Here is a 20,102-nt window from a genome sequence, read left to right as displayed (position 1 = left end):
GGGGCATCGAGCCCCACCGCCCTCGGCTGTTCAAGAGCCGCTCAAGCGGCGTTTTCGGTCGAAGCCTCGGCGCGTTACGCGTCGCCCCCGGCCGCCCCCGGGTCCGCCGCCGACACGTCGAGAAGCTGGTACCGGTCGATGGCCTGCTTCAGCACCGAACGGTCCACCTTGCCCTCCCGGGCCAGCTCGGTCAGCACCGCCACCACGATCGACTGCGCGTCGATGTGGAAGAACCGGCGGGCCGCGCCACGGGTGTCGGCGAAGCCGAAGCCGTCGGCGCCCAGCGACTGGTAGGTGCCGGGCACCCACCGGGCGATCTGGTCCGGAACCGACCGCATCCAGTCGGACACGGCCACGAACGGCCCCTCGGAACCGCCCAGCTTGCGCGTGACGTACGGCGTGCGCTGCTCCTCCTCGGGGTGCAGCAGGTTGTGCGTCTCGCACTCCACGGCTTCGCGCCGCAGCTCGTTCCAGGAGGTCGCCGACCAGACGTCGGCCCGCACGCCCCACTCCTCGGCGAGGATCCGCTGCGCCTCAAGGGCCCACGGCACCGCGACACCGGACGCCATGATCTGCGCCGGGACCGAGCCCTCGGTACCCGCGCTCAGCTTGTGGACGCCCTTGAGGATGCCCTCGACGTCCACGTTCGCCGGCTCGGCCGGGTGCTGGATCGGCTCGTTGTAGACGGTGAGGTAGTAGAAGACGTCCTCGCCGTGCGGGTGCTGCGCGTCCCCGCCGTACATACGGCGCAGACCGTCCTGCACGATGTGCGCGATCTCGTACGCGTACGCCGGGTCGTAGGCCACGCAGGCCGGGTTCGTCGAGGCCAGCAACTGGGAGTGGCCGTCGGCGTGCTGGAGACCCTCACCGGTCAGCGTCGTCCGGCCGGCGGTCGCGCCTAGGACGAATCCGCGCGAGAGCTGGTCGGCCATCTGCCAGAACTGGTCACCCGTGCGCTGGAATCCGAACATCGAGTAGAAGACGTACACCGGGATCAGCGGCTCGCCGTGCGTCGCGTAGGCCGAGCCCGCCGCGATCAGCGAGGCCGTGCAGCCCGCCTCCGAGATGCCGTCGTGCAGCATCTGGCCGGTCGGCGACTCCTTGTACGCGAGCAGCAGATCGCGGTCCACCGCCTCGTACTGCTGGCCGAGCGGGTTGTAGATCTTCGCGCTCGGGAAGAAGGAGTCCATGCCGAAGGTGCGGTACTCGTCCGGCGCGATCAGCACGAACCGGCGGCCGATCTCCTTGTCCCGCATCAGGTCCTTGAGCAGTCGCACGAACGCCATGGTCGTCGCGATCGACTGCTGACCCGTGCCCTTCTTCACGGTCGCGTACGTCTTGTCGTCCGGCAGCGCGAGCGGCTGGGAGCGCACGACGCGGGTCGGCACATAGCCACCGAGCCCCTTGCGCCGGTCGTGCATGTACTGGAGCTCCTCCGAGTTCCGGCCCGGGTGGTAGTACGGCGGCGGGCCGGACTCCAGCTCCCGGTCGGAGATCGGCAGGTGCAGACGGTCCCGGAAGTGCTTGAGGTCGTCGACCGTCAGCTTCTTCATCTGGTGCGTGGCGTTGCGGCCCTCGAAGTTCGGGCCCAGCGTCCAGCCCTTGATCGTCTTGGCCAGGATCACCGTCGGCTGGCCCTTGTGCGCCTTGGCCGCCGAGAACGCCGCGAAGATCTTCCGGTGGTCGTGACCGCCGCGCCCCAGGTGCAGGATCTGGTCGTCGGTCATGTTCGCGACCATCGCGCGCAGCCGGTGGTCGTCACCGAAGAAGTGGTCACGGATGTACGCGCCGGACTCGGTGGCGTACGTCTGGAACTGGCCGTCCGGCGTGGTGTTCATCTTGTTGACCAGCACGCCGTCGCGGTCCTGGGCGAGCAGCGGGTCCCAGGTGCGGTCCCAGACCAGCTTGATGACGTTCCAGCCGGCGCCCCGGAAGACCGACTCCAGCTCCTGGATGATCTTGCCGTTGCCGCGCACCGGGCCGTCCAGCCGCTGCAGGTTGCAGTTGACCACGAAGGTCAGGTTGTCCAGGCCCTCGCGGGCGGCGATGGACAGCTGGCCGAGCGACTCCGGCTCGTCCATCTCGCCGTCGCCGAGGAAGGCCCACACGTGCGACTTGGAGGTGTCCGCGATCTCGCGCGCCTGCATGTAGCGGTTCATCCGCGCCTGGTAGATGGCGCCGAGGGGGCCGAGACCCATGGAGACCGTCGGGAACTCCCAGAAGTCCGGCATGGAGCGCGGGTGCGGGTAGCTGGAGAGCGCGTTGGGGTACCGCGACTTCTCCTGGCGGAAGCCGTCCAGTTGCTGCTCGCTCAGCCGGTCGAGCAGATACGCGCGGGCGTAGATGCCGGGGGAGGCGTGGCCCTGGAAGAAGACCTGGTCGCCGCCGTCGCCCTCGTCCTTGCCGCGGAAGAAGTGGTTGAAGCCGACGTCGTACAGGGAGGCGGAGGAGGCGAAGGTGGCGATGTGGCCGCCGACGCCGATCCCGGGGCGCTGCGCGCGGGAGACCATCACGGCCGCGTTCCACCGTGTCGCGTTGAGGATCTTGCGCTCGATCTCCTCGTTGCCCGGGAAGAACGGCTCGTCCTTGGTCGCGATGGTGTTGACGTAGTCCGTGCTGCGCATCTCGGGCACGGCCACGCGCTTCTCGCGGGCCCGCTCGATCAGGCGGAGCATCAGGTACCGGGCCCGCTCCCGGCCGCGCTCGTCGACGGCGGCGTCGAGGGAGTCGAGCCACTCCTGGGTCTCTTCGGGATCAAAGTCAGGAACCTGACTCGGAAGGCCGCCAATGATGATCGGGTTGCGATCGGATCCGGAAGCCACGCTGTTCCTTACCTGTCAGAGGGCCGCTTTTCTGCTGGGGCGTTCACCTTGTGCCTGCGCCGTCCCCATCGTGTACCTAGGGAAGGCGTACGTCATCTCTACCGTGAGGTAACCGAGACCTCCGTGGGGTCTCCCTCAAGCCGTACTCGGGCGTGCCCGATCAAAACGCAACGATACGCCCAGCGCTTGACGCCCTTGGTAAAACTGTTCGATCACCGCACCCCCGAGTGATTCCCGGAGGATTCCCAAACGTGCAAATCGGGCAGAAGGGTCTGGTGTGAGTCACCCTGGGTGGAGAAGGGGTGCCGGGAGTTGCGGCGACACGGCCGGGATCGTCACCGTTTCGGCGGTCTGAACGGCCGGGTACTTGCGCGATCCGCCCCGCACGTGTGGACTACGGCCAATGCTTCGCGTACGCGCGTGGCTGAGATACTCATCAAGACATGATCAGGAGGCAACCCGTGAGCGCGACCGCGGACCACGCGGAGGAGCGGACGAGCCCTGCCGTCAGGCTGGGGTTCCAGCCCGAGCAGGTGGTCCAGGAGATCGGCTACGACGACGACGTCGACCAGGAGCTCCGCGAGTCCATCGAGGAAGTCATCGGCAGTGAACTCGTGGACGAGGAGTACGACGACGTAGCCGACGCCGTGGTGCTGTGGTTCCGCGACGATGACGGCGACCTGACCGATGTGCTGGTGGACGCCACCACCTACATCGAGGAAGGTGGCGCGATTCTGCTCCTCACGCCGAAGACCGGCCGTGACGGGTACGTGGAGCCGAGCGACATCTCGGAAGCCGCGGTGACGGCCGGGCTGTCGGCGTCCAAGAGCGTCAGCGTGGGCAAGGACTGGAGCGGCTCGCGTCTGGCGACGCCGAAGGCCGCCAAGTCCAAGAGGTAGGACGCCTCATCCCCGGACACCGGACGGGCCGGACAGTTCCGGCCCGTCCGCAGGTGCGCGGTGGTCGCTGCGTAGGGTGGTCTCACCCCGACAGCCCACCGAAGGGATGCAGGACCATGGCGATCCAGGTCGGCGACAAGGCGCCCGGCTTCGAGCTCAAGGACAACCACGGCCGGACCGTACGGCTCGCGGACTTCCACGGCGAGAAGAACGTCGTGCTGCTCTTCTACCCCTTCGCGTTCACCGGCGTGTGCACCGGCGAGCTGTGCGAGCTGCGCGACAACCTGCCCACGTTCGTCAACGACGAGGTGCAGCTGCTCGCCGTCTCCAACGACTCCATCCACACGCTGCGTGTCTTCGCCGAGCAGGAGGGTCTGGAGTACCCGCTGCTCAGCGATTTCTGGCCGCACGGCAACATTTCCCGCGCCTACGGCGTCTTCGACGAGGACAAGGGTTGCGCCGTGCGCGGCACCTTCATCATCGACAAGTCGGGTGTCGTGCGGTGGACCGTCGTCAACGGTCTGCCGGACGCGCGCGACCTGAACGAGTACGTGAAGGCGCTCGACGCTCTGTGAGCCCCCGGATCCGACACCGGTGATTCTTCGGGTCCAGGGCCTGCGGGCAGCGGGAACCCGTCACTAGGATCGACTCGTTGATCCGGTATCCGACGTACGACGGGGCTCTCCGCCCCAGGACACCACATGGAGGACTCGTGGGAGTCAGCCTCAGCAAGGGCGGCAACGTATCGCTGACGAAGGAGGCCCCGGGCCTGACCGCCGTCATCGTCGGTCTGGGGTGGGACGTCCGTACCACGACCGGCACGGACTTCGACCTGGACGCCAGCGCACTGCTGCTGAACCCTTCCGGCAAGGTCGGCAGCGACCAGAACTTCGTCTTCTTCAACAACCTCAAGAGCCCCGACGGCTCCGTGGAGCACACCGGTGACAACCTCACCGGTGAGGGCGAGGGCGACGACGAGCAGATCAAGATCAACCTGGCCGGCGTCCCGGCGGACGTCGAAAAGATCGTCTTCCCGGTGTCGATCTATGACGCCGAGAACCGCCAGCAGTCCTTCGGCCAGGTGCGCAACGCGTTCATCCGCGTCATCAACCAGGCCGGCGGGGCGGAGATCGCCCGGTACGACCTGAGCGAGGACGCCTCCACCGAGACCGCGATGGTCTTCGGTGAGCTCTACCGGCACGGTGCGGAGTGGAAGTTCCGCGCCATCGGCCAGGGCTACGCCTCGGGCCTGCGGGGCATCGCCCAGGACTTCGGCGTCAACGTCTGAGACCCGAACGCTCCGCTCGTCCGGCGCCGCACCGTTTACGGGCGGCGCCGGACGCGCAGGACAACCGAAGCAGCACAACTCAGGGGAGGACCAGCATCATGGGCGTCACGCTCGCCAAGGGAGGAAACGTCTCCCTGTCCAAGGCCGCACCGAACCTCACGAATGTGATGATCGGGCTCGGCTGGGACGCGCGCTCCACCACCGGAGCCCCCTTCGACCTGGACGCCAGCGCGCTGCTGTGCCAGGGCGGGCGGGTCCTCGGCGACGAGTGGTTTGTCTTCTACAACCAGCTCAAGAGCCCGGACGGCTCGGTGGAGCACACCGGTGACAACCTCACCGGCGAGGGCGACGGCGACGACGAGACGATCCTGATCGACCTGCCGGCGGTGCCGGCGGTCTGCGACAAGATCATCTTCCCTGTCTCGATCCACCAGGCGGACGAGCGCGGCCAGACCTTCGGCCAGGTCTCCAACGCCTACATCCGGGTCGTCAACCAGGCCGACGGCGCCGAACTCGCCCGCTACGACCTGAGCGAGGACGCCAGCACCGAGACGGCCATGATCTTCGGCGAGCTGTACCGCTACCAGGGCGAGTGGAAGTTCCGCGCGGTGGGCCAGGGGTACGCGTCGGGGCTGCGGGGCATCGCCCTGGACTTCGGCGTCAACGTTTCGTAAAACGACGTCGGCCCAGGACGTGAGCCAGCGGGCCACAGCCCCCGGACCTCGTGCTTTACGAGATGGCGGACCTGCGCGTACCCACGGGAAGCGCGCCCCTCTAGACTCGTGGTCAACGTTTAGCAAAGCCGAGTACGGCGCGGGGGAGACCCGTACAAGACACGGATTGGGTAGCCAGTGCTTCTGAAAACCTTCGGCTGGTCGTTCGCGATTACCGCGCTCGGCCTGGTCGCGGCGGTCTTCTACGGGGGGTGGGAGGCCTTCGGCATCGTGGCGATCCTCTCCATCCTGGAGATCTCGCTGTCGTTCGACAACGCGGTGGTCAACGCCGGAATCCTGAAGAAGATGAGTGCCTTCTGGCAGAAGATCTTCCTCACGGTCGGCGTGCTCATCGCGGTCTTCGGCATGCGACTCGTGTTCCCCGTCGTGATCGTCGCCATCAGCGCCAAGATGGGCCCCGTCGAGGCCGTCGACCTCGCTCTCAACAACAAGGACCGCTACCAGGAACTGGTGACCGACGCCCACCCGGCGATCGCCGCCTTCGGTGGCATGTTCCTGCTGATGATCTTCCTCGACTTCATCTTCGAGGACCGGGACATCCAGTGGCTGCGCTGGATCGAGCGACCGCTGGCCAAGCTCGGCAAGGTCGACATGCTGTCGGTCTGCATCGCGCTGATCGTTCTGCTGATCACCTCCTTCACCTTCGCCACCCACGCCCACCAGCACGGCGGCGCGCACGTGGACAAGGCTCAGACGGTCCTGATCTCCGGCATCGCCGGCCTCATCACGTACATGATCGTCGGTGGTCTCTCCGGCTACTTCGAGGATCGGCTGGAGGCCGAGGAGGAACGGGAGCACGAGGAGGAGGAAGAGGCCGAGCGCTCGGGCAAGAAGCGATCGCCCGTCGTGCTGGCCGGCCAGGCCGCGTTCTTCATGTTCCTCTACCTGGAGGTCCTGGACGCGTCCTTCTCCTTCGACGGTGTGATCGGCGCCTTCGCCATCACCAACGACATCGTCCTGATGGCCCTCGGCCTCGGCATCGGCGCGATGTACGTCCGGTCGCTCACCGTGTACCTGGTCCGCCAGGGCACCCTCGACGACTACGTCTTCCTGGAGCACGGCGCCCACTACGCGATCGGCGCGCTGGCCGTGATCCTCATGGTCACCATCCAGTACGAGATCAACGAGGTCATCACCGGCCTCGTCGGCGTCGTCCTGATCGCCTGGTCCTTCTGGTCCTCCGTGCGGCGCAACCGCGCCCTGGCGGCGACCGAGGGAGCCTCGGGCTCGGACGAGAAGGCCGAGGTCTCCTCCGGGGTGTGACGAGCCCCCGGGCAGGAAACCGGGGTGTGACACACCTCCGGGCGAGGAACGCTCTTTGCGGGGCGGCCGACACAGGGCGGCCGCCCCGCGGCGTTGACGGGAGTATGTGGGGGCGGGAATGGGATTCTTCGACGGACTGTTGGGCGGACGCGCTGCCGAGTTCGACTCGGGCAGCGCCGCGACCAACTCCATCCGGCTCACCAAACGGCACCAGCAGGTGTCCCTGACCAAGCAGGGCGCGGCCACCGGGCATCTGCGGGTCAACCTGACCTGGCGGATGCGGACGTCCGACATCGGCGCCGGCGAGCGCACCAGCCTGCTGCGGCACCCCTTCAAGGCACTGAAGCCGCCGGAGGTCCTCGGGCACGGGCAGAGCATGGTCAACGTCGACCTCGACCTGGGCTGCCTGTACGAGCTGTCCGACGGCACGAAGGGAGTCGTCCAGCCGCTCGGCAGCTACCTCGGAGACGTCAACGCACCGCCGTACGTCAAGCTGAGCGGTGACGACCGGTTCGGGTCGGCGTCCGGCGAGACGATGTACGTCAACCTGGATCACCTCGAGAACATCAAGCGGCTGCTGGTGTTCGTCTACATCTACGACCAGACCCCGGCCTTCGACCGCACGCACGCCATAGTCACTCTCTACCCGAGCAATGGCCCCCGCATCGAGATCGGCCTCGACGAACGCCATCCGCAGGCACGCTCCTGCGCCGTGGTGATGATCGAGAACGTCAAGGGGGAACTGGTCGTCCGACGCGAGGTGAAGTTCGTGTACGGCTTCCAGGGCGAACTGGACCGGCTCTACGGGTGGGGCCTGCAGTGGGGCCGGGGCTACAAGACCAAGGCGGAGTCGTAGCCCCCGACGGCGCAGCCGCGGGCCCTCGGGACGCCGGGCGCCGTGCCTACCGGCCCAGGAACTGCGGTCCCTGCGGGGGCAGGCGGAAGTCCGGGTTCGGGAGCGTGGTCACCGGGGGCGGGTAGCCGTAGCCGGACTGGGCCGCCGTGGCCGCCGCGGCGGGGGCCTGGGGGTAGCCGTACGCGGGCCGGCCGGCCGGCTCCGGGTAGCCGTAGGCCGGCTGGGCCGCCGACGTCGGCTGGGGGTAGCCGTAGGCCGGCTGGGTCGGCAGGACCGTCGGCTGCTCCGGCGGGAGCGGCTGGGACGGCTGGGAGACCTCCGGCTGGAGCAGGCCGGGCTCCTCGGGCTCCTCCGACTCGTCCACCGAGATGCCGAAATCGGTCGCCAGGCCCTTCAGCCCGTTCGAATAGCCCTCGCCCAGCGCGCGGAACTTCCAGCCGTCCCCGCGCCGGTACAGCTCACCGCAGATCAGCGCCGTCTCGGCGCCGGTCTCGGGCTTGATGTCGAAATGCGCCAGCGGCTCACCGTCGGCCGCCGAGGCGTCGTACAGCAGGATGCGCAGGGCCTGTACGCGGTCGAAGGCGACGCCGTCCGCCGAAGCGACCAGGAGAATACGGCCGACACCGGCCTCGACACCGCTGAGTTCTGTCTGGATCGTGTCCGTCAGGCCCTCGGCGATCCGCTTCTTGCCGAGCCGCCACACCTTCCCGGACGGGTGCCGGGGCTGGTTGTAGAAGACGAAGTCCTCGTCGGAGCGCACCCGACCGTCGAGGCCGAGGAGCAGCGCCGAGGCGTCGACATCCGGGACATCCTGCCCGGCCGTCCAGCGCAGCACGGCGCGCACCGTCGTGGCTTCGAGCGGGACGTTCGACCCCTTCAGCATCGCGTGCGTCATGCGGTCATCCTGCCCTCTCGGTCCTGATCACGACAACGCGGGGGTGACCGCAAGCGACCGCGGCTGTGCCGACGGGTGTTACCTGAAGTTCATGCCCGGCGGGAACCCCTGACAGGGACCCATACGTACTATTACCGGCCACCCACCTACCGAATCCATACGCCTGCCTGCGCCACGGGGGAGTTCCATGCGTCATTTCGGGCACATCGCCCCTGAGGTGCGTCAGCGCCTCTTCCACCAGGAGCCGTGCGCCTTCACCGGCGACTCACCGGCCCGGCTGCTCTCCGCGGCCCTCGGCGCCACGCTGTACAGCCCGGCCACGAGACCGCGGCTCGCCGACGACATCGTCAAACAGGCCGTGAACGGCGTGGTCTCGATGGTGCTGTGCCTGGAGGACTCGATCGGGGACGAGGACGTGCAGGAGGGCGAGGCGAACCTCGTCCGCCAGTTCGCCGACCTCGACGCGCGGGCGGGCGTGGACCTGCCCCTGCTCTTCATCCGGGTCCGGCATCCGGAACAGATCCCCGACCTCGTGGGACGCCTCGGCGCGACCGTCCGGCTGCTGTCCGGATTCGTGTTCCCGAAGTTCACCGAGGAGCGTGGCATCCCCTTCCTGGAGGCGCTGGCCGGCGCCGAGACGGCGAGCGGACGGCGGCTTTTCGGAATGCCCGTCCTGGAGACCCCCGAGCTGATGTACCGGGAGACGCGCGTGGAGGCCCTGGAGGGCATCGCCCGCGCCGTCGACAAGTACCGCGACCGGGTCCTCGCGCTGCGCCTCGGCGTCACGGACTTCTGCTCCTCGTACGGACTGCGCCGGGCTCCCGACATGACGGCGTACGACGTCCAGATCATCGCCTCCGTGATCGCCGACGTGGTGAACATGCTGGGCCGGGCCGACGGCACCGGATTCACGGTGACCGGGCCGGTGTGGGAGTACTTCCGGGTCCCGGAGCGCATGTTCAAGCCGATGCTGCGGCACAGCCCCTTCCTGGAGGGCCAGGCCGTGGAGCTGCGCGAACGGCTCATCGAACACGCCATGGACGGCCTGCTGCGGGAGATCTCCCTGGACCAGGCCAACGGACTGCTGGGGAAGACCTGTATCCACCCCTCGCACGTACTGCCCGTGCACGCGCTGTCAGTGGTCAGTCACGAGGAGTTCAGCGACGCCCAGGACATCCTCCGTCCGGAACGCGGCGGCGGGGGTGTACTCAGGTCGGCCTACACGAACAAGATGAATGAGGTGAAGCCGCACCGCGCCTGGGCCGAGCGGACCATGCTGCGCGCCGAGGTGTTCGGCGTCGCCAACGAGGACGTCGGCTTCGTGGAGCTGCTCGCCGCCGGGATACCCGGCTGACCGCCCGCCAACCCAAGGAACGCATGAACAACGCAGTGAACAACGGGGTCTGGTCCGGCAGCTGGGTCGCCGAGCGACTCGGCGTCGAACTCGTGGGCGACGACACGCTGACCGGCCTGCTCGGGCTCGCCCTGCGGCGCAACCCCAAGCGGGCGCACCTGCTCGTCTCGCACGTGCTGGGCAAGCACGTGCCGCAGTCCCCGGCCGTGGTCTACGGGCACGGGTTCGGCCTGGGCCGGCAGGTGCGCGAGCTGCTGGGTGACGCCCAGGCGCGCAGGGCGGTCGTCGTCGGGTACGCGGAGACCGCCACCGGCCTCGGCCACTCGGTCGCCGACGGCCTGGGCCTCGCCCCGTATCTGCACTCCACCCGCCGCCCGGTCGCCGGGGTCGCCCCGGCGGGCGGCTTCGAGGAGTCCCACTCGCACGCCACCTCGCACCTGCTGCTCCCGGAGGACCCGGTGCTGCTGGTCGGCGACGGCCCGCTGGTCCTCGTCGACGACGAGTTCTCCACCGGCAACACGGTGCTGAACACCATCCGGGACCTGCACGAGCGCTATCCGCGGAAACGATATGTCGTGGTCGCTCTCGTCGACATGCGCTCGGCCGCGGACGTCGGCCGCCTGGCGGAGTTCGCGCGGGAGATCGGCGCCCGGGTGGACCTGGTGGCGGCCGCCTCGGGCACCGTACGGCTGCCGGAGGACGTGCTGGAGAAGGGGCAGCGGCTGGTCGCGCGGTACGAGACGGCTGCGGACGGCTCCGCCGGGGAGAGCGCTGTTTCGACCGGCTCCGTCGCGGGGAGCGCTGCCGCGGACGGCTCCGCCACCGACAGCGCCGCCTCGTCCGGCTCCGCCACCGACAGCGCCGCCGCGGACGGCTCCGCCACCGACAGCGCTGCCTCGTCCGGCTCCGCCACCGACAGCGCTGCCGCGGACGGCTCCGCCGCCGAGGGCGTCGCCGCACCCGCCCCGCACCCGCTCGGTCGGATCGACCGTGTCGACCTGCGCTGGCCCCGGGGGCTGCCCGACGGTGGCCGGCACGGGTTCACGCCGGCCCACCGGGCCCGCCTCGAAGGTGCCCTGCCGGCGATGGCCGCCCGGGTCGCCGAGGCGATACCCGCTGACGCGCGCCGGGTGCTCGTCCTCGGCTTCGAGGAGCTGATGTACGCCCCGCTGCGGCTCGCCCGCGAGCTGGAGCAGGTCGTGACCGCCGAGGTCCGCTACTCCACCACCACCCGCTCGCCCGTCCTCGCCGTCGACGACCCCGGCTACGCGATCCGCAGCCGCCTCGTCTTCCCCGCCCACGACGACCCGGCCGACGGCCCCGGCGAGCGTTACGCCTACAACGTCGCGGGCGCCGGCTTCGACACCGTCGTCGCGGTCGTCGACTCGACCGCCGACACTCCCGAACTGCACGCCCCCGACGGTCTGTTGGCCCAGCTGGCCGCACACGCGCCGGCCGTCCTGCTCGCCGTCGTACCGTCGTACGTGCCCCAGCCCCTGTACGTCGCCGCCCCCTCCGGACAAGGAACCACCATGCTGCCCGAGCCCCTACGCGGCCCCGCCTTCTCCTCGTACGCGCCCGACGAGGTCGGCTGGCTGCTGCAGGACCTCTCGGACGTGACGCTGGAGGCGCCGACCGAGGAGCGCGAGGAGGCGATCCAGAGCGGCGGCGCGCACTACGCCGAGTCGCTGCCGGTGGAATACCAGCCCAGCGAGCACTACCAGGAGCTGTTCCACGCGGCCCTCGACGTCTCCGCCGCCCGTGTCGCGCACGCGGTCGGCGTGGTCACCGAGACCGTGATCGCCGAACGGTCACCCCGGCCGGTGCTGGTCTCCCTGGCCCGCGCGGGCACCCCGGTCGGCGTGCTGATGCGCCGCTGGGCCCGGTTCCGGTACGAACTCGACCTGCCGCACTACGCCGTCTCCATCGTGCGCGGCCGCGGCATCGACGCCAACGCGCTGCGCTGGCTGGCCGCCCACCACGACCCGCGTGACGTCGTGTTCGTCGACGGCTGGACCGGCAAGGGCGCGATCACCCGCGAACTCGCTGACGCGGTCAAGGAGTTCGAGGAGGCCGAGGGCATCACCGGCTTCGACCCGGAGATCGCTGTGCTGGCCGACCCGGGCTCGTGCGTGCGCACCTACGGCACCCGCGAGGACTACCTCATCCCGTCCGCCTGCCTCAACTCGACGGTGTCCGGACTGATTTCCCGTACGGTCCTGCGCGCGGACCTGGTCGGACCGAACGACTTCCACGGCGCGAAGTTCTACCGCGAACTCGCCGGCGCCGATGTGTCGGGCGCTTTCCTGGACGCGGTCTGCGCGCGCTTCGCGGAGGTCACGGACACGGTGGACGCGGCCGTCAAGGAGCTGCTGTCCGCCGACCGGACGCCGACCTGGGAGGGTTGGGCGGCGGTCGAGCGGATCAGTGAGGAGTACGGCATCCACGACGTGAACCTCGTCAAGCCCGGCGTCGGCGAGACGACCCGGGTGCTGCTGCGCCGGGTGCCCTGGAAGATCCTCGCCCGGGCCGGGGCGGGAGCGGACCTGGACCATGTGCGTCTGCTGGCCGAGCAGAGAGGCGTACCCGTCGAGGAGGTCGACGAACTCCCGTACACCTGTGTCGGGTTGATCCACCCCAAGTACACGCGCGGCGCGACGGGTGCCGACGGCAAGGCGGTGACGGTCTGATGCCGGTGCTGGTGGCGAGTGACCTCGACCGTACGCTGATCTACTCCTCGGCCGCCCTGGCCCTGACCATGCCGGACGCGCGGGCGCCCCGGCTGCTGTGCGTGGAGGTGCACGAGAGCAGGCCGCTGTCGTACCTGACCGAGACGGCGGCCGCGCTGCTGACCGATCTCGGTGACGCGGCGGTGTTCGTGCCGACGACCACCCGCACCCGCAAGCAGTACCAGCGGATCAACCTGCCGGGCCCGGCGCCGCGGTACGCCATCTGTGCCAACGGCGGCCATCTGCTGGTGGACGGGGTCTCGGACCTCGACTGGCACGCCGAGGTGCTCGCCCGGCTGGCCGACGAGTGCGCGCCGCTGGACGAGATCCGCGACCACCTCATGGCCACCGCCGATCCGGCCTGGGTGCGCAAGCACCGGGTCGCCGAGGACCTCTTCGCCTATCTGGTCGTCGAGCGCGAGCTGCTGCCCGAGGAGTGGGTGAAGGAGCTCGCGGTGTGGGCGGAGAACCGGGGCTGGACGGTGTCCTTGCAGGGCCGGAAGATCTACGCCGTACCGAAGCCGCTGACCAAGAGCGCGGCGGTCCGCGAGGTGGCCCGCCGCACCGGCGCCGAGCTCACCCTCGCGGCCGGCGACTCGCTGCTGGACGCCGACCTCCTCCTGGCGGCGGACCGCGGCTGGCGCCCCGGCCACGGCGAACTCGCCGATGCCGAGTGGACAGCCCCGGCGATCACCGCACTCCCGGAGCGTGGCGTGCTGGCGGGCGAACGGATCCTACGAGAGTTCCTACGCGCAACACGCCGCCCCACCGAGCCGCCTCGGCCGTCCTAGCCGCGCCGGCTGTCCGGGCGGCGTTGGCTGTCCGCGGCGGTGGCCGTTCTGGCGCGTCGGCTGTCCGAGCAATGGTGGCCGTCCTGGCGGTGGCAGCTGTCCGAGCCGCGTCGGCCGACCGGCCAGGCAGCCGTCCGAGCCGCGTCGGCCGTCCCGGCGGTGGCAGCTGTCTGAGTCGCGCTTGCCGTCCTGGCCGCGTCGCTGTCCGGGCGGCGTTGGCTGTCCGCGGGCGGTGGTCATTCCTGCGCGTCGGCTCTCCGAGCAACGGTGGCCGTCCCGGCGGTGGCAGCTGTCCGAGCCGCGTCGGCCGACCCAGCCGCGTCGGCCGACCCAGCCGCGCCAGGTGTCCTAGCCGCGCTCGCCGTCCGAGCGGCGGCACCGTCCCAGCCGCGCTGGCCGTCCAAGCGGCGGTGGCTGTCTGGGCGGCGTCGGCCGACCCGGCCACGGTAGCCGTCCGAGCCACGTCGGCTGTCCGAGCCGTGTCCCCCGTCCCGGTGGCAGCTGTCCCGGCCGCGCCGGCCGTAGCCGCCTCAGCCGCAGCACCCCCCGCCGCAGCAACCGCCGCCTCCTCCGCCGCCCGCTCGGGGCGCGGGGGTCGGGGCGGAGGTGGAGCCGCCGACGGAGACCGTCGAGAGGAGCTTCACCGTGTCGGCGTGGCCCGTCGGGCAGGTGGCGGGGGCGGCCGACTCCGCCATGGGGCGGCTGAGTTCGAAGGTGTCGCCGCAGGTCCGGCAGCGGTATTCGTAGCGAGGCATGCGCCCAGGTTAACCGGAGTGACATTCGCCACGGCCGCTCAGAATTTCATGAGTGTTCGTTTCTGTCCGATCCTCGTGAGGAGATTTTGCAAAGATCGCTGCTAATTTAGGCTGGCCGCGAGGAGCCGAAAAGACCGGGGGTTGAGGGGGGCTCGAAGCGCCGCGCCCGCCGCGGCCTGTCCACCTGCTGTTGTGTCTCACCGCGCGAGCAAGACCGAGTGCGAGGGGAGACGCAGTCATGAGCGACGCATGGCAGCGCAAGCAGGACCCGGAGGGCGAGGACCACGCCCGGTCCGGAGCCGGTGAGCCGGCGTCGGACGAGACGCTTCATCTGAACGTCGAGGCGCTCCGCGTGGACGCCACGATGCAGTTGCGCGTGCCCCCGCCGCCGGAGAAGCCGGCTTCCGGGGGCCGCGCCGAGCGCCGCCGCAGCGCCCGCCTGTCGCCCCGCGCCCGCGCCCTGGCGACCGGCGCCTCCGCCCTCGCCCGGGTCCGCGCCGTCGCGGGCCCCAGGCTCGCTCCACTGGCCCCCTACGCCCGCCGCCTGAAGCCCCTGTACCCGCGCCCCGGACGCACCGGATGGCGCCGCTGGGTGCCCTCCTGGCGCCAGTGGGCCGGCGGCGCGCTGACGAGCGTCTGCCTGATGTTCCTGTTCCTGTTCGTCGCCTACGAACTCACGGACATACCGGAGAATCTCAACACGTACGCCACGCAACAGGACAACGTGTACTACTGGGCCGACGGGACGCCGATGGCCCGCACCGGCTGGGTGCAGCGGCAGAACATGCCGCTCAAGGACATACCCGAGGACGTGCGCTGGGCGGTGCTCGCCGCGGAGAACGAGAGCTTCTACTCCGACCCCGGCATCTCCTTCAAGGGCATCACCCGGGCGCTGTGGCGGACCATCGGCCAGGGGGACACCGAGGGCGGCTCGACGATCACCCAGCAGTACGTCAAGAACGTCTACCTCACCCAGAACCAGACGGTCAGCCGCAAGTTCACCGAGGCGATGATCTCGCTCAAGCTCGACAACAAGATGAGCAAGAACCAGATCCTGGAGGGCTACCTCAACACCAGCTGGTTCGGCCGCGGCACCTACGGCATCCAGCGCGCGGCCCAGGCCTACTACGGCAAGGACGTCGGCCGGCTCAACGCCAGCGAGGCCGCCATGCTCGCCGCCCTGCTGAAGGGCGCCGGACTCTACGACCCCACGCTCAGCCAGGCCAACCACGAGCGGGCGGTGGAGCGCTGGTCCTGGACCCTCGACCGCATGGTCAAGATCGGCAAACTGTCGCCGTCCGAGCGCGCCAAGTACCGGAAATTCCCGGAGCCGCTCAAGACGGCCCGCGCGTACGACACCGGAAAGCAGACCGACTACCTGGTCGAACTCGCGCAGCAGTACGCCAAGAAGGCCGGGCACATCTCCGACAAGCAATTCGATCTCGGCGGCTACCAGATATATACGACCTTCGACCGGAAACGGCAGACCGCTCTCACCGACGCCGTCGACAAGGCCCGGGGGCAGGCGCAGCGTGACCACGCCGACGAGGCGAAGACCGCCCACTACGGCGCCGCCTCGGTGGCCACCGACGGACGCATCATCGCCGTCTACGGCGGCCCCGACCACCGTAAACAGGGCTTCAACGAGTCGAACGCGGCCACCGTCCAGGCCGGTTCGGCGTTCCTGCCGTTCGTCTACGCCGCGGGCCTGGAGCACGGCGTCCACAAGACCCGCAACGGGCCCGCGACCCCGGTCACCCCGCAGAGCCTCTACGACGGCGACGACGGCGTTCCCGTCACCACGCCCGAGGGCCCGTACTGGGACCGCAGCGGCAAGAGGGTCGCCGCCCACAACGACGGCAGGCAGTCGTACGGGCAGATCACCCTGGCCAAGGCGCTCGCCGAGTCCGTGAACACGCCGTTCATGCAGCTGGGCATGGACACCGGCCTGGACAAGGTGCGCAAGACCGCCGAGGCGGCCGGCCTGCTCTCCTCCAGCATGGGGCGGCAGGTGCCCGACCTGTCCCTGGGCAGCTCCACGCCGAGCGCGATCCGGATGGCGAGCGGGTACGCCACCTTCGCCGCGGCGGGCCTGCACACCGAGCCGTACTCGGTCCGCAAGATCACCCGCAACGGCGGGGTGGTCGGGCTGAGCACCCCGGCCCCGCGCCGGGCGTTCGGCGCCGAGGTGGCCAAGCAGGTCTCCCAGGGGCTGACCGACTCCCTGCTCACCGCCCACCCGGAGGCCATCACCACCGCGCCGACCGGCGGGCGGTCCGGCGCCGCCGTGACGGCGGGCGGGAAGGCCGGTACCACCGAGGACGACACCGCCGCCTGGTACGCCGGAACGGTCGATTCGGTGTCGACCGCGATCGTCGTCTACCGCATGGACTTGGCCAAGAGTCTGGAACCTCTGCCACTCAAGGGTCTGGACGGTACAACCGTCACTAGCGTTCCGTACGTCATATGGGCGAAGGCCGCGGGCCTCGGTTGACTCCGGTCGCCGTGCCGCCCCCACCCCCCCTCGCAGAATGAGCCGCGCATGAACAGGAAGTCGCCGTCCGGCCGCCGCCGCCGGGACCGTGCCCGCCGCCGTGCCCCTCGCCGCGCCACCCGCCCCGAGGTCATGACCCTGACGGCCTTCCTGGTCGTGGCCTCGCTGGTGGCCGGCTTCCTGGTGCTGACCCGCCAGGACAGCACCACGCCCGCCGCGTCCGCCAAGGGCCAGGACAAGGCCACGGCGAAGCCGAGCCGGGAGCCCAAGTGGGACGGCAAGACCAAGATCCTCGGTGACGGATCGACCTCCTACACCGGCCCGCAGAAGGGCGAGTTCAAGGCCGAGCGGCTCAAGCCGGGTGAGAAGCCGCCCCAGTTCGTCGTCTTCTCCTGGGACGGCGCGCTGCAGGGCGACGACGAGCTCTTCTCCCACTACCGGGAGCTGGCGAAGCAGTACGACGCCCATATGACGTTCTTCCTCACCGGCATCTACCTGCTGCCCAAGAGCAAGAAGGAGCTCTACCACCCGCCCCAGCACAAGCCCGGCGCCGCGGCCATCGACTACCCGACGGACGAGCACATCCGCACCACGCTGGAGCAGCTCCGCCTCGCGTACGGCGAGGGCAACGAGATAGGCACCCACTTCAACGGCCACTTCTGCGAGACCAAGGGCAGCGGCAAGGACTGGAGCGTCGAGGACTGGAAGCAGGAGATCGACCAGTTCTTCTCGCTCGTGGAGAACTGGAAGACCAACACCGGCTTCAAGGACATCCCCGCGCTGCCCTTCGACTTCAAGCGGGAGGTCACCGGCGGCCGCGCGCCCTGCCTGGAGGGCCAGCCGAACCTGCTGAAGGCCATCAAGAGCTACGGCTGGAAGTACGACGCCAGCTCCACGGGCGACTTCCAGATATGGCCGACGAAGAAGAACGGCATCTGGGACTTCCCGCTGCAGTTGCTGCCGTACGGGGACAAGATCCAGGCCCTGTCCATGGACTTCAACTTCCTGTACAACCAGTCCGACGGGGAGACCGACGGCAATCCGGCGGAGTACCCGCAGTGGGAGCAGCAGACGGTCGACGCCTACATGGCCGGATTCAACCGCGTGTACTACGGCAGCCGGGCGCCGCTGTTCATCGGCAACCACTTCGAGGACTGGAACGGCGGCATCTACATGAAGTCCATCGACCAGGTCGTCAAGAACGTGTGCACGAAGAAGGGCGTCAAGTGCGTCTCCTTCAAGGAACTTGCGGCCTGGATGGACGCGCAGAAGCCGGAGACTCTGGCGAATCTGCGCAGCCTGGACCCGGCGCAGTCCCCGGGGAACTGGTCCGCCGTGGTCAAGTGACCTCCGTGGACCGGTGATTCCACTTGTGTAACCCCCTTCACAACCGGCACACACCCCATGCGAAGATGCCATCCCCCGGTAGGAGTACCGGTGTAGAGGGGAACATCATTGAAATCGAGAAAACTGAGCCGTAAGCGCAGCCGCACCGCCATAGTCACGGCGGCGGCCGCCTCGGTGGTCGCCGGAGTGGCCCTGGTGCCCAACTGGAGCGCGGGCGCGGCGGTCGTCGACGACCCGACGGTGGACGCCGCGACCAAGGCGACCTTCCAGCGGCTGGCCGACGCGGTCTTCACCGACCGCACGGACGCCCTGGTGGACGGGGGGCACAAGAAGCGGACCACCACCGGTTTCTCCGGTGACGTCCGGCTGTCCTCCGCGCAGTCGCGCGAGGAGGGCTCCGCGCTGACCGAACTGCGCGGCCGCCAGAGCCGCCTCGCGCGGCTGGGCGAGAAGTACAGCGGGGCCAGCACCCGGGTCACCCTGGACGCCACGCGGGTCACCGGACGCACGGCCAAGGCCGACGTCACCGAGATCACCACGCTGACCTACGCCAAGGTCAAGGGCACCGAGCCGAAGACCACCGGCTTCCAGGCCCACCACGAGCTGACCTTCCGGGCCGACCGGCACGGCACCTGGCAGCTGACCGACGTCCGCGACACCGACAACGGCTACATCGCGGTGAACCAGGTCGCCAAGCAGCCGACCGTCGCGGTGAAGGCCAGCCCGGCCGACGACAGCCCGCCGACGGCGACCCGCGCGGCCACCGGGTGGCCGGCGCCCGCCAATCCGAAGAACTTCTCCGCCAGCGGCTATGACTACAAGGCCATGGTGGCGTACGCGGGGAAGTACTGGAACAACTACAACCCGGACTACCCCGACTACAACGGTCAGGGTGCCGGCGGCGACTGCACCAACTTCGTCAGCCAGGCGCTGAAGGCGGGCGGCTGGAAGCACGTACCCGGCTACACGTACGACTTCCACAAGTGGTTCGGCAACTCGGAGATCCAGTCGGACTCGTTCGTCGGCGTCAACGAGTTCTCCTGGTTCGCCCTGTCCTCGAAGCGGGCCACCAGCCTCGCCAACGTCTACCAGCTCGATCTGGGCGACGTGCTGCAGATGGACTTCAACAAGGACGGGTCCAAGGACCACTCCATGATCGTCACTTACCGCAGCTCGCAGGGCGTGCCGTACGTGTCGTACCACTCCACCAACACCTACAACCGGTCGGTGGCGAGCCTGGTCGCGTCGTACCCGAACGCGGCGTTCTACGCCTACCGCACCTGACCCTGCCGGGCCCGCCCCGCCCGCCGGTTCCTATCGGGCCGCGTCGGGGTGGCGGGCCCGCCAGTACGGGTTGTCGGGCGGGAGGGTCGAACTCACCCGTCCGTACATCCCGAAGACCATCAGCAGCAGGCCGACCACGAAGCTGAACAGCACGTTCTGGATCTTGAACGCCAGGAAGTTGTACGGGGTGTCGAGCAGCGCGAGATTCAGGAAGCCGCTGAGGATGAACAGGATGCCCAGGGTCATGTTCAGCGTCGACGCGAAGTTCCCGCCGATCGCCATGCCCACCAGGAGCAGTACCCCGACGCCGATCGACAGGATGCTGAGCGAGCCGTTCGTGTTCAGGCCGATGACGGTGTCGCCGCCCGTGTCGAAGAAGCCGATCTTGTCGATGACGCCGAAGATGCCGAAGACGAGCAGGAACAGCCCCATCAGGCCGGCGCCGACCCGATAGACCGTGTTCAGGCGGTGGTCGACGGGCAGATGCTCGTCGAACCGGATCCGCCGCGTCTCCCGATGCGCTGAATGCGTGGCCATGTCCGCCTCCTTCGCTTGGCCAGCGGAGGACATACGTATGTCCCAATATCCGCC

16 protein-coding genes are annotated in these 20,102 nt (G+C 69.2%); 12 read left to right on the top strand and 4 right to left on the bottom strand.

The features are described 5' to 3' along the window. Positions 1 to 74 precede the first annotated feature (74 nt). Positions 75 to 2,822: a pyruvate dehydrogenase (acetyl-transferring), homodimeric type gene (aceE, locus tag ACWGKT_RS10910; protein ID WP_453273310.1), complete on the bottom strand. Its 2,748-nt coding sequence runs from the start codon at positions 2,820 to 2,822 to the stop codon at positions 75 to 77. A 461-nt stretch (positions 2,823 to 3,283) separates the two neighbouring features. Here aceE and ACWGKT_RS10905 point away from each other — a divergent pair, with 461 nt between their 5' ends. From ACWGKT_RS10905 to ACWGKT_RS10880, 6 genes are all read left to right on the top strand, one after another. Continuing rightward, positions 3,284 to 3,721 (top strand): DUF3052 domain-containing protein, encoded by a 438-nt coding sequence (locus ACWGKT_RS10905; protein ID WP_356141509.1) that lies wholly within the window; start codon positions 3,284 to 3,286, stop codon positions 3,719 to 3,721. Positions 3,722 to 3,837: 116 nt separating this feature from the next. Next, on the top strand, positions 3,838 to 4,296 hold the full coding sequence (locus ACWGKT_RS10900) for a peroxiredoxin (RefSeq protein ID WP_356141511.1): 459 nt from the start codon (positions 3,838 to 3,840) through the stop codon (positions 4,294 to 4,296). Positions 4,297 to 4,433: 137 nt separating this feature from the next. Continuing rightward, positions 4,434 to 5,009: a TerD family protein gene (locus tag ACWGKT_RS10895; protein ID WP_356141513.1), complete on the top strand. Its 576-nt coding sequence runs from the start codon at positions 4,434 to 4,436 to the stop codon at positions 5,007 to 5,009. 98 nt (positions 5,010 to 5,107) lie between these two features. Continuing rightward, positions 5,108 to 5,683, top strand: a complete 576-nt coding sequence (locus ACWGKT_RS10890; protein WP_453273309.1) for a TerD family protein — start codon at positions 5,108 to 5,110, stop codon at positions 5,681 to 5,683. 177 nt (positions 5,684 to 5,860) lie between these two features. Then, complete coding sequence (locus tag ACWGKT_RS10885; protein WP_235454337.1) at positions 5,861 to 7,006, top strand: DUF475 domain-containing protein; 1,146 nt, start codon at positions 5,861 to 5,863, stop codon at positions 7,004 to 7,006. A gap of 118 nt (positions 7,007 to 7,124) precedes the next feature. Beyond that, positions 7,125 to 7,862: a TerD family protein gene (locus ACWGKT_RS10880; protein ID WP_235454338.1), complete on the top strand. Its 738-nt coding sequence runs from the start codon at positions 7,125 to 7,127 to the stop codon at positions 7,860 to 7,862. Positions 7,863 to 7,908: 46 nt separating this feature from the next. On the opposite strand, the gene ACWGKT_RS10875 is transcribed toward ACWGKT_RS10880, so the two are convergent. Then, positions 7,909 to 8,757 carry a TerD family protein gene (locus ACWGKT_RS10875; protein ID WP_453273308.1) on the bottom strand — a complete coding sequence of 283 codons (849 nt, stop codon included), beginning with the start codon at positions 8,755 to 8,757 and terminating at the stop codon, positions 7,909 to 7,911. A gap of 187 nt (positions 8,758 to 8,944) precedes the next feature. On the opposite strand from ACWGKT_RS10875, the gene ACWGKT_RS10870 reads away from it, so the two are divergent. The 3 genes from ACWGKT_RS10870 to ACWGKT_RS10860 are packed head-to-tail and all read left to right on the top strand — an operon-like array spanning position 8,945 to position 13,631. Further along, positions 8,945 to 10,111 carry an HpcH/HpaI aldolase/citrate lyase family protein gene (locus tag ACWGKT_RS10870; RefSeq protein ID WP_356141520.1) on the top strand — a complete coding sequence of 389 codons (1,167 nt, stop codon included), beginning with the start codon at positions 8,945 to 8,947 and terminating at the stop codon, positions 10,109 to 10,111. A 23-nt stretch (positions 10,112 to 10,134) separates the two neighbouring features. Continuing rightward, positions 10,135 to 12,801, top strand: a complete 2,667-nt coding sequence (locus tag ACWGKT_RS10865; RefSeq protein WP_453273307.1) for a phosphoribosyltransferase — start codon at positions 10,135 to 10,137, stop codon at positions 12,799 to 12,801. Next, a complete protein-coding gene (locus tag ACWGKT_RS10860; RefSeq protein WP_356141524.1) occupies positions 12,801 to 13,631 on the top strand; it encodes an HAD family hydrolase in 831 nt (276 codons plus the stop codon). The genes ACWGKT_RS10865 and ACWGKT_RS10860 overlap by 1 nt, the downstream gene beginning before the upstream one ends. 530 nt (positions 13,632 to 14,161) lie before the next feature. Here ACWGKT_RS10860 and ACWGKT_RS10855 read toward each other — a convergent pair. Continuing rightward, positions 14,162 to 14,386 (bottom strand): FmdB family zinc ribbon protein, encoded by a 225-nt coding sequence (locus tag ACWGKT_RS10855; RefSeq protein ID WP_356141526.1) that lies wholly within the window; start codon positions 14,384 to 14,386, stop codon positions 14,162 to 14,164. Between the two features lie 238 nt (positions 14,387 to 14,624). Between ACWGKT_RS10855 and ACWGKT_RS10850 the strand changes: the two genes are divergently transcribed. From ACWGKT_RS10850 to ACWGKT_RS10840, 3 genes are all read left to right on the top strand, one after another. Beyond that, on the top strand, positions 14,625 to 16,880 hold the full coding sequence (locus tag ACWGKT_RS10850; RefSeq protein WP_453273306.1) for a transglycosylase domain-containing protein: 2,256 nt from the start codon (positions 14,625 to 14,627) through the stop codon (positions 16,878 to 16,880). 48 nt (positions 16,881 to 16,928) lie between these two features. Continuing rightward, positions 16,929 to 18,227 carry a hypothetical protein gene (locus tag ACWGKT_RS10845; RefSeq protein WP_453273305.1) on the top strand — a complete coding sequence of 433 codons (1,299 nt, stop codon included), beginning with the start codon at positions 16,929 to 16,931 and terminating at the stop codon, positions 18,225 to 18,227. A gap of 174 nt (positions 18,228 to 18,401) precedes the next feature. Next, positions 18,402 to 19,511 (top strand): amidase domain-containing protein, encoded by a 1,110-nt coding sequence (locus ACWGKT_RS10840; protein WP_453273403.1) that lies wholly within the window; start codon positions 18,402 to 18,404, stop codon positions 19,509 to 19,511. A gap of 30 nt (positions 19,512 to 19,541) precedes the next feature. Here the strand turns inward: ACWGKT_RS10840 and ACWGKT_RS10835 are convergent, their stop codons facing one another. After that, positions 19,542 to 20,048, bottom strand: coding sequence for a DUF4383 domain-containing protein (locus ACWGKT_RS10835; protein ID WP_453273304.1), 507 nt, complete (start codon positions 20,046 to 20,048; stop codon positions 19,542 to 19,544). Positions 20,049 to 20,102: the final 54 nt, after the last annotated feature.

This window comes from Streptomyces sp. NPDC054794 (assembly GCF_053611585.1).
Note: the sequence above shows the minus strand (reverse complement) of the source record. Positions and strands in the feature narration are given on the sequence as shown.

Coding starts and splice junctions, on each gene's coding strand:
- ACWGKT_RS10900 (WP_356141511.1), top strand. CDS start 3,838: ATGGCGATCCAGGTCGGCGACAAGGCGCCCGGCTTCGAGCTCAAGGAC.
- ACWGKT_RS10890 (WP_453273309.1), top strand. CDS start 5,108: ATGGGCGTCACGCTCGCCAAGGGAGGAAACGTCTCCCTGTCCAAGGCC.
- ACWGKT_RS10880 (WP_235454338.1), top strand. CDS start 7,125: ATGGGATTCTTCGACGGACTGTTGGGCGGACGCGCTGCCGAGTTCGAC.
- ACWGKT_RS10875 (WP_453273308.1), bottom strand. CDS start 8,757: ATGACGCACGCGATGCTGAAGGGGTCGAACGTCCCGCTCGAAGCCACG.
- ACWGKT_RS10870 (WP_356141520.1), top strand. CDS start 8,945: ATGCGTCATTTCGGGCACATCGCCCCTGAGGTGCGTCAGCGCCTCTTC.
- ACWGKT_RS10865 (WP_453273307.1), top strand. CDS start 10,135: ATGAACAACGCAGTGAACAACGGGGTCTGGTCCGGCAGCTGGGTCGCC.
- ACWGKT_RS10860 (WP_356141524.1), top strand. CDS start 12,801: ATGCCGGTGCTGGTGGCGAGTGACCTCGACCGTACGCTGATCTACTCC.
- ACWGKT_RS10855 (WP_356141526.1), bottom strand. CDS start 14,386: ATGCCTCGCTACGAATACCGCTGCCGGACCTGCGGCGACACCTTCGAA.
- ACWGKT_RS10850 (WP_453273306.1), top strand. CDS start 14,625: ATGAGCGACGCATGGCAGCGCAAGCAGGACCCGGAGGGCGAGGACCAC.
- ACWGKT_RS10845 (WP_453273305.1), top strand. CDS start 16,929: ATGAACAGGAAGTCGCCGTCCGGCCGCCGCCGCCGGGACCGTGCCCGC.
- ACWGKT_RS10835 (WP_453273304.1), bottom strand. CDS start 20,048: ATGGCCACGCATTCAGCGCATCGGGAGACGCGGCGGATCCGGTTCGAC.